Origin of the sequence: Inhella crocodyli (assembly GCF_004004565.1) — a bacterium.
Lineage (GTDB): Bacteria > Pseudomonadota > Gammaproteobacteria > Burkholderiales > Burkholderiaceae_C > Inhella > Inhella crocodyli.
In genome coordinates this window covers 123,327-136,033 of sequence record NZ_SACM01000005.1, presented here as the reverse complement: position 1 = coordinate 136,033, position 12,707 = coordinate 123,327, and the positions used below count along the sequence as shown (strand labels likewise).

The window sequence follows — 12,707 nt, the reverse complement described above, 5'->3', positions numbered from 1 at the left end:
CATGCACCGAGATGCCTTGCCCCCCGGCCATGACAGCCACGACGACGAACCCGGCGACCTGCGCCTGCGGACTGTCTGGATCAGCGACCTGCACCTGGGCACGCCCGGCTGCCAAGCCCAGGCCCTGCTGCACTTCCTGCGTCACGTGGAGTGCGACACCCTCTACTTGGTGGGCGACATCGTCGACGGCTGGCAACTGCGACGCCAATGGTTCTGGCCACAGGCGCACAACGACGTGGTGCAAAAGCTCCTGCGCAAGGTGCGCAAGGGCACGCGCGTGGTCTTCGTGCCGGGCAACCACGACGAGTTCGCCCGCAAGTACCTGGGCACCAGCTTCGGCGGCATCGAGGTGCTGGGCGACGTGATCCACACCTTGGCCGACGGTCGGCGCTTGTGGGTGACGCACGGCGATCACTTCGATGGCGTGATCCAGATCGCCAAATGGTTGGCCCACCTGGGCGACTGGGCCTACACCCGCGCGCTGGAAGCCAACCACGCCCTGAACTCTTTGCGCGCCCGGCTGGGCCTGCCGTACTGGAGCCTGTCGCGCTACCTCAAGCTCAAGGTCAAGCGCGCCCTGGCTTACGTGGACGACTTCGAGCGTGCCGTGGCCCGCGAGGCGAAGGCGCGGGGCCTGGACGGGGTGGTGTGCGGCCACATCCACCACGCCGAACTGCGCGACATCGACGGCATCGTCTACGCCAACGATGGCGATTGGGTCGAGAGCCTCACGGCCTTGGGCGAGCATCCGGACGGTCGGCTCGAGGTCATCGACTGGACCGCGCGCTGGGCGCAGGCGGTGCGGCCCAAGCTGCCCATGGCCTTGCCCGCGCCCTCCGCCTGAGACGCCGCCCAAAAAACAAGGCCCGCTTGTGGCGGGCCTTGCACGGGGGTTTGCGGGTGAGCTCAGTTGGTCGGCGCGCCGTTTTCGACGGGTTGGATGTTTTGCGCCAGCACACCTTTGGGGCCCTCGACCAACTCAAAGCTCACGCGGCTGCCTTGACGCAGGGTGCGAAAGCCTTCCATGTTGATCGCGCTGAAGTGGGCGAACACGTCGGCACCGCCGGCCTCGGGTTCGATGAAGCCGAAACCTTTGGCGTCGTTGAACCACTTGACCGTACCGTGTTGCATGTCGCGTCCTTGAGGGGCTGCCCAAAAATGAGGCACGGATTCTCAGGAGGTGGCACGGGCTGCGTCAATTCAGGGCGTGCCCGGATGGGGCAGACCCCAAGTTGGTGCTGACAAGTGCTGACAAGTGCGGCAATTCTTGGGCTTGCCTGGCGGCACGGGTCTTGAGAATGAGGCCGTGCGGCCCACCTGGGTTAACGGGGCACCTGCCGGCGCGCCCGGGGTCCGCTCCCTAGAATCAACGCATGCCGTTTCCCTCCCTCTCCACCCCACCTGGCACGCCCACGCCAGGGCCCTTGCCCGACAACGGCCAGGGCTCAACCGTGGCCGAGCGCCAGGCGCAGCGCACCGAGCCGCCGCGCCTGTACCAGGTGCTGATGCTGAACGACGACTTCACCCCGATGGAGTTCGTTGTCATGGTGCTGCAGGAGTACTTCCGCCACGACCTGGACAGTGCGACGCTCATCATGCTCAAGATCCATCACGAAGGCCGCGGCGTTTGCGGGGTTTACTCCAAGGACGTGGCGGCCACCAAGGTCGAACTGGTGCTGGACGCTGCCAAGCGCGCCGGCCATCCCCTTCAATGCATCATGGAGGCCGCATGATTGCCCAAGAACTCGAAGTCAGTCTGCACATGGCGTTTGTCGACGCCCGGCAGCAGCGGCACGAATTCATCACGGTCGAGCACCTGCTCATGGCCTTGCTGGACAACCCGTCCGCCAGTGAGGTGCTGCGCGCTTGTGCCGCCACCATCGAAGACCTGCGCAAGAACCTGGCGCAGTTCATCAAGGACAACACGCCCACCGTGGGCGGCACCGACGAGGTGGACACCCAGCCCACGCTGGGCTTTCAGCGGGTCATCCAGCGCGCCATCATGCACGTGCAGAGCACGGGCAACGGCAAGAAGGAAGTGACCGGCGCCAACGTCTTGGTGGCCATCTTTGGCGAGAAGGACTCGCACGCGGTGTACTACCTGCACCAGCAGGGCGTCACGCGCCTGGACGTGGTGAACTTCATCGCCCACGGCATTCGCAAGTCCGACCCGCCCGAGCCGCCCAAAAACGAGGGCAAGCCCGAAGGCGAGGGCGGTGCCCAGCCCCAAGAGGAGGGCGAGGGTCAGCCGGCCAAGGCCTCGCCCTTGGAGCAGTTCACCCAGAACCTGAATGCGGCGGCCAAGGACGGCAAGATCGACCCGCTGATCGGCCGCGAGGCCGAGGTCGAGCGCGTCATCCAAGTGCTGTGCCGCCGCCGCAAGAACAACCCGCTGTTGGTGGGCGAAGCCGGCGTGGGCAAGACCGCCATCGCCGAGGGTCTGGCCTGGCGCATCACCGAGGGCGCCGTGCCCGAGGTGCTGCTGGAGGCGACCGTCTACGCGCTCGACATGGGCGCACTGCTGGCCGGCACCAAGTACCGTGGTGACTTCGAGCAGCGCTTGAAGGCCGTGCTCAAGCAGTTGAAGGAGCAGCCGGGCGCCGTGCTGTTCATCGACGAGATCCACACCCTGATTGGCGCGGGGGCGGCCAGTGGCGGCACGCTGGACGCGAGCAACCTGCTCAAGCCCGCCTTGTCCAGCGGCCAGCTCAAGTGCATCGGGGCCACGACCTTCACCGAGTACCGCGGCATCTTTGAAAAAGACGCGGCCTTGTCGCGTCGCTTCCAAAAGGTCGACGTGGGCGAGCCCTCGGTCAGCCAAACGGTGGAAATCTTGAAGGGCTTGAAGAGCCGCTTCGAAGAGCACCACGGCGTGAAGTACGCGAACGCGGCGCTGGAAGCGGCGGCCGAGCTGGCGGCGAAGTTCATCAACGACCGCTTCCTGCCCGACAAGGCCATCGACGTGATCGACGAGGCCGGGGCCGCGCAGCGCATCCTGCCCGCGGGCAAGCGCAAGAAGACCATCACGCGCACCGAGGTCGAAGAGATCGTCAGCAAGATCGCGCGCATCCCGCCCACGTCGGTGAGCAACGACGACCGCGGCAAGCTCAAGACCCTGGAGCGCGACCTCAAGGCCACGGTGTTCGGGCAAGACCCGGCCATCGAGGCCCTGGCCGCCGCCATCAAGATGGCCCGCTCCGGCCTGGGCAAGCCCGACAAGCCGATCGGTGCCTTCTTGTTCAGCGGCCCCACCGGCGTGGGCAAGACCGAGGTGGCCAAGCAACTGGCGTTCACGCTGGGCATCGAGCTGATCCGCTTCGACATGTCGGAGTACATGGAGCGCCACACAGTGAGCCGCCTGATCGGCGCGCCCCCGGGCTACGTCGGCTTCGACCAGGGCGGCCTGCTGACCGAGGCCGTCACCAAGAAGCCGCACGCCGTGCTGCTGCTGGACGAAATCGAGAAGGCGCACCCCGACGTCTTCAACGTGCTGCTGCAGGTCATGGACCACGGCACGCTGACCGACAACAACGGGCGCAAGGCCGACTTCCGCAATGTCATCATCGTCATGACGACCAACGCGGGCGCCGAGGCCTTGCAAAAGAGCACCATCGGCTTCACGACCTCGCGACAGCTGGGCGACGAGATGGGCGACATCAAGCGCCTGTTCACGCCGGAGTTCCGCAACCGCCTGGACGGGATCATCAGCTTCCGCGCGCTGGACGAGGCCATCATCCTGCGCGTGGTCGACAAGTTCCTGCTGCAACTCGAAGGCCAACTCACCGAGAAGAAGGTCGAGGTCACCTTCAGCGATGCGTTGCGCAAGCACCTGGGCCAAAAGGGCTTCGACCCGCTCATGGGCGCGCGCCCGATGCAGCGCCTGATCCAGGACACCATCCGCCGCGCCCTGGCCGACGAGTTGCTCTTCGGCCGCTTGACCGAGGGGGGCCGCTTGGGGGTGGACGTCAACGAGGCCGGCGAGGTGCAACTCGACATCCAACCCCTGCCGCCCAAGCCCGGCAAGGGCAAGGCCGACAAGAAGGTGGAGTCCGAGCCGGCGGCCTGAGCCTGCGCTTCAGCTTCCAACGCCCACCGCCTTCGGGCCGGTGGGCGTTGTGCTTTCAGGCGGGCTGGAAGTAGTCGGCCAGTTGCTGGTGCAGCGCGGGGTCTTCGGCGCGCAGGGCCTCGGGGTCGACGAAGAAGGCCTCGGCCGCCACGGCGAAGAACTCGTCCAAGGCCTCGGTGCCGTAGTCGTCGATGCAGCTTGGCTCGCGGTGGGCCACGCGGTCGGCGAAGCGGTCCCAGGCGGCGGTCAAGCCCTCGAGCCAGGCGCGCGAGGCCTCGGCGCTGGGCAGCGGCGGCAGGCCGTCGGACTCGCCGTTGCCCAGGTCGATCAGGTGGACGAACTCGTGGATCACCACGTTGAAGACCGGCCCGCCGTCGTCCTGCCAGTCCACGGCGTCCCAGGTCAGCATGAGGGGGCCGCCCGGCATGGCCTCGCCGGCCAGGGGCTCTTCCCATTGGTGCACGACGCCGTGCTCGTCCACGTCTTCTCGGGGTGCCAGCACTTCGCCGGGGTGCATGACGATGCCCCGCGTGGGGCCATAGGCCCCGAGGCCCAGGTGCATCACCGGCAGGCAGGCCTGGGCCGCGACGGCCACCGCCATGGCGTCGGTCACCACCAGGCCGCCCGCGCCGTGGAACTCGCGCGTGGCCAGGAACAAGCTGGTCATCGCGCGCAGGCGAGGGGCATCCGGCAAGAACGGGTAGCGCGCCAGCGTGGCCTGCCACAGGGCTTCGGGGATGGGATGCCGGTCGATCAGGCGTTGCTCGCGCCACGCCCGCCAGCGCGCAAGCCAACTCACGCCAGGGCTTCGCGCTGGATGCCTTCGGGCCCGAGGTACAGGCACTCGGCGCGTGGGGCGTTGCCGTGATCCAGGTCCCAATCGCTCAACACCAGACGGGCCAGGCCGTCGCCCAAAGAAAAGCAACCCGGACGGTGGGTGTGGCCGTGGATGAACAGGCGGGCGCCGGCCGTGAGCAGGAGGCCGCGGCAATGCGCGGCGTCGGGGTCGGCGAAGGGCAGGCCCTGTTGCGCTTGTTGGGCTTGGCTCGCCCGGCTGGCATCGCGCATCTGGGCGGCTTGCGCCAAGCGCTCTTCCAGCGGTCGTTGGGCAAAGGCTTGCTGCCAAGCGGCCTGGCGCACTTGCGTGCGGAAAGCCTGGTAGGCGGTGTCGTCCAGGCACTGGGCGTCACCATGGGCCACGAGGTAGCGCTCGCCCCAGGCGTCGAGGGTCAGCAGTTCGTCCACGCGCTGCAAGCCGCAGGCCTGAGCGAAGGCCTCGCCGGCCAAAAAATCGCGGTTGCCAGCGATGAAGTACTGCGGCCGATGCTGGGCGCTGCTTGACAGGGCCTGGGCCACGCGCTGGGCGTAAGGCAGGTCCAGGGCGTCGTCGCCCACCCAGGCTTCGAACAGGTCGCCCAAGACGAACAGGGCGTCGGCCTGCAAGCGCCCGAGCAAGGCCTCAAAAGTCGCCAGGGTGCGCGGCGTGTCCGGCCCCAGATGAAGGTCGGACACGAAGGCCAGGCGCCGCCATGCGGGCGGCGCTTGCAGGTGCCGGATCAAACGATCAGGCGGCCTCGACGGCCTTCTCGATCACCACGGCCTCGAGCGGCACGTCGTCGTGGAAGCCCGAGCGGCCAGTGCGCACCTTTTCGATGGCGTCGACGATGGCCTGGCCTTCGATCACGGCGCCAAACACGGCGTAACCCCAGCCCGAGCCGCTCTCGCGCGTGAAGTTCAGGAAGTCGTTGTCCTTCGTGTTGATGAAGAACTGGGCGGTGGCCGAGTGCGGGTCGTTGGTCCGCGCCATGGCCAGCGTGTACTTCATGTTCTTCAGGCCGTTGTTGGCCTCGTTCTGGATGGGGGCCTGGGTGGCCTTTTGCTTCATGTCGGCCGTCATGCCGCCGCCTTGGATCATGAAGCCCTTGATGACGCGGTGGAACACCGTGCCGTCGTAGTGGCCGCGGCGGACGTAGCCGAGGAAGTTTTCGACCGAGGCCGGCGCCTTCTCGGCGTCGAGTTCGATCTTGATCAGGCCGTGGTTGGTGTGGAGTTCGACGGTGGGTTTCATTTCTTCTTGGGGGCGGCTTCGATGCGCGCCTTGGTGATGGTGATGGGGGTGAGCGGCACGTTCTGGAACATGCCTTGGTTGCCGACGGGCGTGGCGCGGATCTTGTCGACCACGTCCATGCCCGCCGTGACGTGGGCGAACACGGCGTAGCCGTTGCCGTCTTGGGCCTGGTCGGCGTCCAAGAAGCCGTTGTCCACGACGTTGATGAAGAACTGGGCCGTGGCCGAGTTCGGGTCGCCGGTGCGCGCCATGGCCACGCTGCCGCGCACGTTGCGCAGGCCGTTGCGGCTCTCCAGCGGGATGGGCGATTTGGTGGGCTTTTGCTGCATCTTCGGCGTGAAGCCGCCGCCTTGGATCATGAAATCGCTGATGACCCGGTGAAAGATGGTGCCGTCGTAGTGGCCGGCCTTCACATAGGCGAGAAAGTTGGCCGCGCTCTTGGGGGCCTTCTCCGCGTCGACCGCGATCTTGATGTCACCGGCGGTGGTGCTCAGCACCACGGTCTGGGCCGAGGCGGCCGTCGCGCCCAGCAGGGCGGCGGCCAGCACGAGGGGTTTGAGCATGGTCAGCGGGCGCGCGTCAGCGCCTCGAGTTGGGAAATCTTGAGTTGCAGGCGCGTTTGCGGCTGCAGGCCTTGGGCCTTGGCGTACGCCCGTTGCGCCAGGCGCAACAAGACGTCGCCCAGGTTTTCTTGGGCTTGCGCGTGTGCCGGGTTCAGCAGCACGGCCCGGGCCAGGCTTTGGTGGGCGGCGTCCAGTTCGCCCCGGGCCGCCTGGATGACCGCGAGGTTGTTGTGCGCCTCCGCGTGGTCGGGGAAGTCCTCGATCAAGCGGCTCAACAGCGCCTCCGCGCCAGCGGTGTCACCGCGCTCTTGCTTCATCCAGGCCAGCGTGAAGCGCCAGCGGCTTTGCTGGGGGTCGGCCTGCACGGCCTGCGTCAGCACCTCGATGGCCTGCGCCTGGCGGCCGCCGTACCAGTGCGACTGGGCCTGGTCGAGCGGATTGGCGCTGGGGGCCTGAGCGAGGGCCGGGGTCGCGGCCAGCCAGAGCCCGAGGAGGACGGCGAAGGGGTGCATGGGGAGAAAGTGCGGGGCCGCCGGGGAGGGGCCTCGATATACTGAGCCGCGATTCTAGGGATGCCCCGAGGCCCCTGCCGGTCCGGCTGCCACTACCCTGTTCCCCTTGTTTGAAACGGCCCCTCCCACGGGGCCGTTGGTTTCTTCCGACCGCCCATGTCGCTGCGCCTGCACAACACCCTGACCCGTTCGGTCGAAGAGTTCCGACCCCTGCAAGACGGCCACGTCCGGATGTACGTCTGCGGCATGACGATCTACGACCTGTGCCACATGGGTCACCTGCGGATGATGATGGCCTTCGACGTCGTCTACCGCTGGCTCAGGGCCTCGGGCTACGAGGTGACCTACGTCCGCAACATCACGGACATCGACGACAAGATCATCAAGCGGGCGCTGGAGCGCGGCATCCCGATCCGGCAACTGACGGACGAGATGACGGCCGCCATGCACGAGGATTTCGCCAAGGTCGGCATCACCCTGCCCACGCACGAGCCTCGGGCCACCGAGTACGTGCCGCAGATGATCGGCCTCATCGAGCAATTGGAGGCCAAAGGCTTGGCCTACCAAGCCGACGACGGCGACGTGAACTTCGCGGTGCGCAAGTTCGAGGGCTACGGCCGCTTGAGCGGCAAGAGCCTGGACGACCTGCGGGCGGGCGAGCGCATCGCCGTGGACGACAGCAAGCGCGACCCGCTGGATTTCGTGCTCTGGAAGGCGGCGAAGGCCGACGAGCCGCTGGATGCAAAGTTCGAAGGCGGCCGCTACGGCCTGGGGCGCCCGGGTTGGCACATCGAGTGCTCGGCCATGAGCTGCGCGTTGCTCGGCGAGGCCTTCGACATCCACGGCGGTGGCGCCGACCTGCAGTTCCCGCACCACGAGAACGAGATCGCGCAAAGCCAGGGCGCGGGCATGCCCTTCGCCCGGTACTGGCTGCACAACGGCTTTTTGAACGTCGATGGCGAGAAGATGTCCAAGAGTCTGGGCAACTTCTTCACCATCCGCGACGTGCTGCAGAAGTTCGACGGCGAAACCCTGCGCTTCTTCATGCTGCGCACGCACTACCGCCGGCCGTTCAACTTCAGCGACGCCCACCTGGACGATGCCGAGGTGGCGCTCACGCGCCTGTACACCGCGCTGGACGCCGTGCCACCGGCCGACGTGGCCTTGGACTGGGCCGAGCCCACGGCCGCCGCCTTCAAGGCGGCGATGGACGAAGACTTCAACACGCCGCAGGCTTTGGCCGTCTTGTTCGACCTGGCCGGCGAGGTGAACCGCACGCGTTCCCCCGAGCGCGCCGGATTGCTCAAGGCCTTGGCCGGCACCTTGGGCGTGCTGCAGGCCGACCCGCGCAGCTACTTGCAGCAGCGCGGCGGCGGGGTGGACGAGGCCTGGATCGCCGAGCGCATTGCCGCCCGGGCGGCGGCCAAAGCGGCCAAAGACTTCGCCGGCGCCGATGCCATCCGGGCCGAATTGACGGCGGCCGGCATCACGCTCAAAGACGGCCCGGCGGGCACCACCTGGGTCAAGGCCTGATGGCGCCCCGGCCTGGGGTGGTCACCCCCGACTACTGGGACGAGGCTTGCAAGCACCTGGCCAAGCGCGACCGGGTGATGAAGAAGCTCATCCCCCAGTTCGGCGAGGCGCGCCTGTCCAACAAGGGCGACGCTTTCACCACCTTGGCGCGCTCGATCACGGGCCAGCAGATTTCCGTCAAGGCGGCGCAATCGGTCTGGGAGCGCTTCGTGGCCTTGATGGGCGGCCCCGCGCACAAGGTCGCACCGGCGGTGGTGTTGGGCCATGACGTGCCCTCGCTGCGCACGGCCGGCTTGTCGGTGCGCAAGGCCGAGTACCTGCGCGACCTGGCGCAGCACTTCGAGGCCGGCCAGGTGCACGTGCGCCAGTGGGCGCAGATGGACGACGAGGCCATCATCGAAGAGCTGGTCGCGATCCGCGGCATCGGCCGCTGGACGGCCGAGATGTTCCTCATCTTTCACCTGATGCGTCCCAACGTGCTGCCTTTGGACGACATCGGGCTGCTAAAAGGCATCAGCGTGAACTATTTTTCAGGCGAGCCGGTGAGCCGTGCCGAGGCCCGCGAGGTGGGCGACGCCTGGGCGCCGTACCGCTCGGTGGCCACCTGGTACCTGTGGCGCAGCCTCGACCCGCTGCCCGTGGACTATTGACCCGTCTACGGAGTTTCCCGACCGATCGGTTGGGCGCCCGGTGACAAGCTGAGACAATCGCGGCATGAGCAAACGCCACTTCCTCGATTTCGAGACCCCCATCGCCGAGCTGGAAAGCAAGATCGACGAGCTGCGCTACGTGCAAAGCGAGTCCGCGGTGGACATCTCGGAAGAGATCGACCGCCTCTCCAAAAAGAGCCAGCAGCTCACCAAGGACATCTACGCCGGTTTGGCGCCTTGGCAGATTTACCAGATCGCCCGCCACCCCCAGCGCCCACAGACGCTGGACTACGCCCGCGAGCTGTTCACCGATTTCATCGAACTCCACGGCGACCGTCACTTCGCCGACGACCTGGCCATCGTGGGCGGCCTGGCCCGTTTCAACGGCCAGGCCTGCATGGTCATCGGCCACCAGCGCGGCGGCGACGCCAAAGAGCGCGCGCTGCGCAACTTCGGCATGCCGCGCCCTGAGGGCTATCGCAAGGCCCTGCGCCTGGCCAAGCTGGCGGAGAAGTTCGGCCTGCCGGTGTTCAGCTTCATCGACACCATGGGGGCCTACCCCGGCATCGGGGCCGAAGAGCGCGGGCAGAGCGAGGCCATCGGCCGCAACATCTTGGAGTTCGCCCAGCTCGAAGTGCCGCTGATCGCCACGGTGATCGGCGAGGGCGGCAGCGGCGGGGCCTTGGCCATCGGCGTGGCCGACCAGGTGCTGATGCTCCAGTACAGCGCCTACTCGGTCATTTCGCCCGAAGGTTGCGCGTCGATTCTGTGGAAATCGTCCGACCGCGCGTCCGAGGCGGCCGAGTCTTTGGGCATCACCGCGCACCGCTTGAAGGCCCTGGGCCTGATCGACAAGATCGTCAACGAGCCGGTGGGCGGCGCCCACCGCGACGCCAAGGCCATGGCCGCCGCGCTCAAGCGCGCGCTGGGCGAATCGCTGCGTCAGCTCACCGACCTCAAGACCAGCGAACTGCTGGCACGCCGCCAAGAGCGACTGCTGGCCTATGGCCGATTCAGCGACACCAAAGCCCGCTGAGCGACCCTGCGTCGCCGTCGCCTACAGCGGCGGCCTCGACTCCACCGCCCTGCTGTGGTTGACCGCCCGGCAGGGCGTTTTGCTGGGCGTGTCCGTCGTGGCGCTGCACGTGCACCACGGCCTCATGCCCGAGGCCGATGCCTGGGTGGCCCACGCCGAGGCCACCGTTCAGCGCCTGGGCGAGGTCGGCTGCCCGGTGCGCCTGGTGGTCCGCCGCCTGGCGGGCGCGCCGGCCCCAGGCGACAGCGTCGAAGCCTGGGCGCGGCGGGAGCGTTACCTCGCTTTGGCCGCGATGGCGCGGGACGCCGGGGCGGGCTTGGTGCTCCTGGCGCAGCACGCCGACGACCAGGCCGAAACCGTGCTCTTGCAGGCCCTGCGTGGGGCGGGGCCGGCCGGTTTGGCAGGGATGCCGGCCCGGTGGGACGCGGACGGCTTGCATTGGGCCCGGCCTTGGCTCGACCGCCCCCGGGCCCAGCTGCGCGCGGCGGCGCAAGCCTCGGGCTTGGGCTGGGTGGACGACGCCAGCAATGCCAATCCGCGCTTCGCCCGCAGCCGCTTGCGGCGAGAGGTGATGCCGCCCCTGACGAGTGCCTTTCCGCAAAGCGTGCATGTGCTGGGCGACGTGGCGCGTCAAGCGGCGCGGGCCCGCTCGCTGGCCAACGAGGTGGCGGCCGAGGACCTGCCCCGCTGCACGGGTCCCGATGGCGGTCTGGTCTTTCGCTGTTGGAGCGCCCTGCCGCCCGGGCGACGCGCCAACGCCCTGCACGCCTGGTTGGCCCAATGCCTGCCGGCGGGCGTTCCCGTCGCCTTGGTGGACCGCTTGTTGGTCGAATGGCGCGGGCAGGGCGGTCGCTGGCCGGCGCCCCAGGGCAGCTTGCTTTCTCGAAAGGGCGTGATGCGGCTGGAGCCTTCGCTCAAGGCGAAGTAACGCTGTCAGGGGTTAACCCCGGGGCGCTGCCTAGAATCCGCCCTCCTTTTGCCTGATTTCACGTAACCCAGTTACATCATGGCCTTGATCGTTCACAAGTACGGCGGCACGTCGATGGGCTCCACCGAGCGCATCCGCAACGTCGCCAAACGCGTCGCCAAATGGGTGCGCGCGGGCCACCAGTTGGTGGTGGTGCCCTCGGCCATGTCGGGGGAAACGAACCGACTGTTGGGCCTGGCCAAGGAGCTGAGCCCCGAGGTGGTCACGCCCTCCATCCAGCGCGAGCTCGACGCCATCGCCGCCACTGGCGAGCAGGTGTCGGTGGGTTTGCTGTCCATCGCGCTTCAGCAAGAGGGCATGGAGGCCGTCAGCTACAGCGGTTGGCAGGTGCCGATTCGCACCGACAAGAGCTACACCAAGGCCCGCATCCAGAGCATCGACGACGCCCGCGTGCGCGCCGACCTGGCCGCCGGCCGGGTCGTCGTCATCACGGGCTTCCAAGGCGTGGACGAGGACGACAACGTCACCACCCTGGGGCGGGGCGGCTCCGACACCTCGGCCGTGGCCGTGGCCGCGGCCATGAAGGCCGACGAGTGCTTGATCTACACCGACGTGGACGGCGTGTACACGACCGACCCGCGCATCGTTCCCGAAGCCCGGCGCCTGCACACCATCAGCTTCGAAGAGATGCTGGAAATGGCGAGCCTGGGCAGCAAGGTGCTGCAGATCCGCTCGGTGGAGTTCGCCGGCAAGTACCGCGTGCCGCTGCGCGTGCTCTCCAGCTTCACCCCCTGGGACATCGACATCGTTGAGGAAGCCAAGTCTGGCACCCTGATCACCTTTGAAGAGGACGAAAAAATGGAACAAGCCGTCGTCTCCGGCATTGCCTTCAACCGCGACGAGGCCAAGGTGACCCTGTTGGGCGTGCCCGACAAGCCGGGCATCGCCTTCCAAATCTTGGGCCCGGTGGCCGATGCCAACATCGACATCGACGTCATCATCCAGAACGTGAGCCAGGACGGCAAAACCGACTTCTCGTTCACCGTGCACCGCAACGACTACGCGCGCTGCCTGGACCTGCTCAAGAACACCGTGGGCCCGGCCGTGCAAGCCACCCAGGTGCTGGGCGACCCCAAGATCTGCAAGGTGTCGATCGTGGGCATCGGCATGAAGTCCCACGTGGGCGTGGCGGCCAAGATGTTCCGCTGCCTGTCGGAAGAGGCGATCAACATCCAGATGATCTCGACCAGCGAGATCAAGACCTCGGTGGTGATCGACGAGAAGTACATGGAACTGGCCGTGCGCGCCCTGCACAAAGCTTTCGACCTCGATCAAGAAGCGGCCTGATTTC

General features: G+C 67.4%; 14 protein-coding genes. 8 read left to right on the top strand and 6 right to left on the bottom strand.

Going from position 1 to position 12,707, the window contains the following annotated elements; all coding sequences use genetic code 11:
• The first annotated feature begins 1 nt into the window (after position 1).
• Entirely contained in the window at positions 2–844 is an 843-nt protein-coding gene (locus EOD73_RS15585) for a UDP-2,3-diacylglucosamine diphosphatase (protein ID WP_127683965.1), read from the top strand.
• Between the two features lie 62 nt (positions 845–906).
• Here EOD73_RS15585 and EOD73_RS15580 read toward each other — a convergent pair whose 3' ends face one another.
• On the bottom strand, positions 907–1,131 hold the full coding sequence (locus EOD73_RS15580) for a cold-shock protein (RefSeq protein WP_127683964.1): 225 nt from the start codon (positions 1,129–1,131) through the stop codon (positions 907–909).
• 242 nt (positions 1,132–1,373) lie between these two features.
• On the opposite strand from EOD73_RS15580, the gene clpS reads away from it, so the two are divergent.
• Both clpS and clpA read left to right on the top strand, forming a co-directional pair.
• Complete coding sequence (clpS, locus tag EOD73_RS15575) at positions 1,374–1,733, top strand: ATP-dependent Clp protease adapter ClpS (RefSeq protein WP_127683963.1); 360 nt, start codon at positions 1,374–1,376, stop codon at positions 1,731–1,733.
• Positions 1,730–4,066 carry an ATP-dependent Clp protease ATP-binding subunit ClpA gene (gene clpA / locus EOD73_RS15570; protein WP_127683962.1) on the top strand — a complete coding sequence of 779 codons (2,337 nt, stop codon included), beginning with the start codon at positions 1,730–1,732 and terminating at the stop codon, positions 4,064–4,066. The genes clpS and clpA overlap by 4 nt, the downstream gene beginning before the upstream one ends.
• Positions 4,067–4,121: 55 nt before the next feature.
• Here the strand turns inward: clpA and EOD73_RS15565 are convergent, their stop codons facing one another.
• Genes EOD73_RS15565 through EOD73_RS15545 form a run of 5 tightly spaced genes read right to left on the bottom strand, consistent with a single transcriptional unit; the run spans position 4,122 to position 7,209 of the window.
• Positions 4,122–4,865, bottom strand: coding sequence for a M90 family metallopeptidase (locus EOD73_RS15565; RefSeq protein WP_127683961.1), 744 nt, complete (start codon positions 4,863–4,865; stop codon positions 4,122–4,124).
• On the bottom strand, positions 4,862–5,626 hold the full coding sequence (locus EOD73_RS15560; RefSeq protein ID WP_127683960.1) for a UDP-2,3-diacylglucosamine diphosphatase: 765 nt from the start codon (positions 5,624–5,626) through the stop codon (positions 4,862–4,864). Before EOD73_RS15560 ends, EOD73_RS15565 begins: the two co-directional genes overlap by 4 nt.
• 4 nt (positions 5,627–5,630) lie before the next feature.
• A complete protein-coding gene (locus EOD73_RS15555) occupies positions 5,631–6,134 on the bottom strand; it encodes a peptidylprolyl isomerase (RefSeq protein ID WP_127683959.1) in 504 nt (167 codons plus the stop codon).
• Positions 6,131–6,697 carry a peptidylprolyl isomerase gene (locus EOD73_RS15550; protein WP_127683958.1) on the bottom strand — a complete coding sequence of 189 codons (567 nt, stop codon included), beginning with the start codon at positions 6,695–6,697 and terminating at the stop codon, positions 6,131–6,133. Before EOD73_RS15550 ends, EOD73_RS15555 begins: the two co-directional genes overlap by 4 nt.
• Positions 6,698–6,699: 2 nt before the next feature.
• Positions 6,700–7,209, bottom strand: coding sequence for a tetratricopeptide repeat protein (locus EOD73_RS15545; protein WP_127683957.1), 510 nt, complete (start codon positions 7,207–7,209; stop codon positions 6,700–6,702).
• Positions 7,210–7,365: 156 nt separating this feature from the next.
• Between EOD73_RS15545 and cysS the strand changes: the two genes are divergently transcribed.
• From cysS to EOD73_RS15520, 5 genes are all read left to right on the top strand, one after another.
• Positions 7,366–8,742: a cysteine--tRNA ligase gene (gene cysS / locus EOD73_RS15540; protein WP_127683956.1), complete on the top strand. Its 1,377-nt coding sequence runs from the start codon at positions 7,366–7,368 to the stop codon at positions 8,740–8,742.
• Entirely contained in the window at positions 8,742–9,392 is a 651-nt protein-coding gene (locus EOD73_RS15535) for a DNA-3-methyladenine glycosylase family protein (RefSeq protein ID WP_127683955.1), read from the top strand. The genes cysS and EOD73_RS15535 overlap by 1 nt, the downstream gene beginning before the upstream one ends.
• Before the next feature lie 64 nt (positions 9,393–9,456).
• Entirely contained in the window at positions 9,457–10,428 is a 972-nt protein-coding gene (locus tag EOD73_RS15530) for an acetyl-CoA carboxylase carboxyltransferase subunit alpha (protein WP_127683954.1), read from the top strand.
• On the top strand, positions 10,397–11,356 hold the full coding sequence (tilS, locus tag EOD73_RS15525) for a tRNA lysidine(34) synthetase TilS (RefSeq protein WP_127683953.1): 960 nt from the start codon (positions 10,397–10,399) through the stop codon (positions 11,354–11,356). Before EOD73_RS15530 ends, tilS begins: the two co-directional genes overlap by 32 nt.
• A gap of 78 nt (positions 11,357–11,434) precedes the next feature.
• Entirely contained in the window at positions 11,435–12,703 is a 1,269-nt protein-coding gene (locus tag EOD73_RS15520) for an aspartate kinase (RefSeq protein ID WP_127683952.1), read from the top strand.
• Positions 12,704–12,707 lie beyond the last annotated feature (4 nt).

Coding starts and splice junctions, on each gene's coding strand:
- EOD73_RS15585 (WP_127683965.1), top strand. CDS start 2: ATGCACCGAGATGCCTTGCCCCCCGGCCATGACAGCCACGACGACGAA.
- EOD73_RS15580 (WP_127683964.1), bottom strand. CDS start 1,131: ATGCAACACGGTACGGTCAAGTGGTTCAACGACGCCAAAGGTTTCGGC.
- clpS (WP_127683963.1), top strand. CDS start 1,374: ATGCCGTTTCCCTCCCTCTCCACCCCACCTGGCACGCCCACGCCAGGG.
- clpA (WP_127683962.1), top strand. CDS start 1,730: ATGATTGCCCAAGAACTCGAAGTCAGTCTGCACATGGCGTTTGTCGAC.
- EOD73_RS15555 (WP_127683959.1), bottom strand. CDS start 6,134: ATGAAACCCACCGTCGAACTCCACACCAACCACGGCCTGATCAAGATC.
- EOD73_RS15550 (WP_127683958.1), bottom strand. CDS start 6,697: ATGCTCAAACCCCTCGTGCTGGCCGCCGCCCTGCTGGGCGCGACGGCC.
- EOD73_RS15545 (WP_127683957.1), bottom strand. CDS start 7,209: ATGCACCCCTTCGCCGTCCTCCTCGGGCTCTGGCTGGCCGCGACCCCG.
- cysS (WP_127683956.1), top strand. CDS start 7,366: ATGTCGCTGCGCCTGCACAACACCCTGACCCGTTCGGTCGAAGAGTTC.
- EOD73_RS15535 (WP_127683955.1), top strand. CDS start 8,742: ATGGCGCCCCGGCCTGGGGTGGTCACCCCCGACTACTGGGACGAGGCT.
- EOD73_RS15530 (WP_127683954.1), top strand. CDS start 9,457: ATGAGCAAACGCCACTTCCTCGATTTCGAGACCCCCATCGCCGAGCTG.
- tilS (WP_127683953.1), top strand. CDS start 10,397: ATGGCCGATTCAGCGACACCAAAGCCCGCTGAGCGACCCTGCGTCGCC.
- EOD73_RS15520 (WP_127683952.1), top strand. CDS start 11,435: ATGGCCTTGATCGTTCACAAGTACGGCGGCACGTCGATGGGCTCCACC.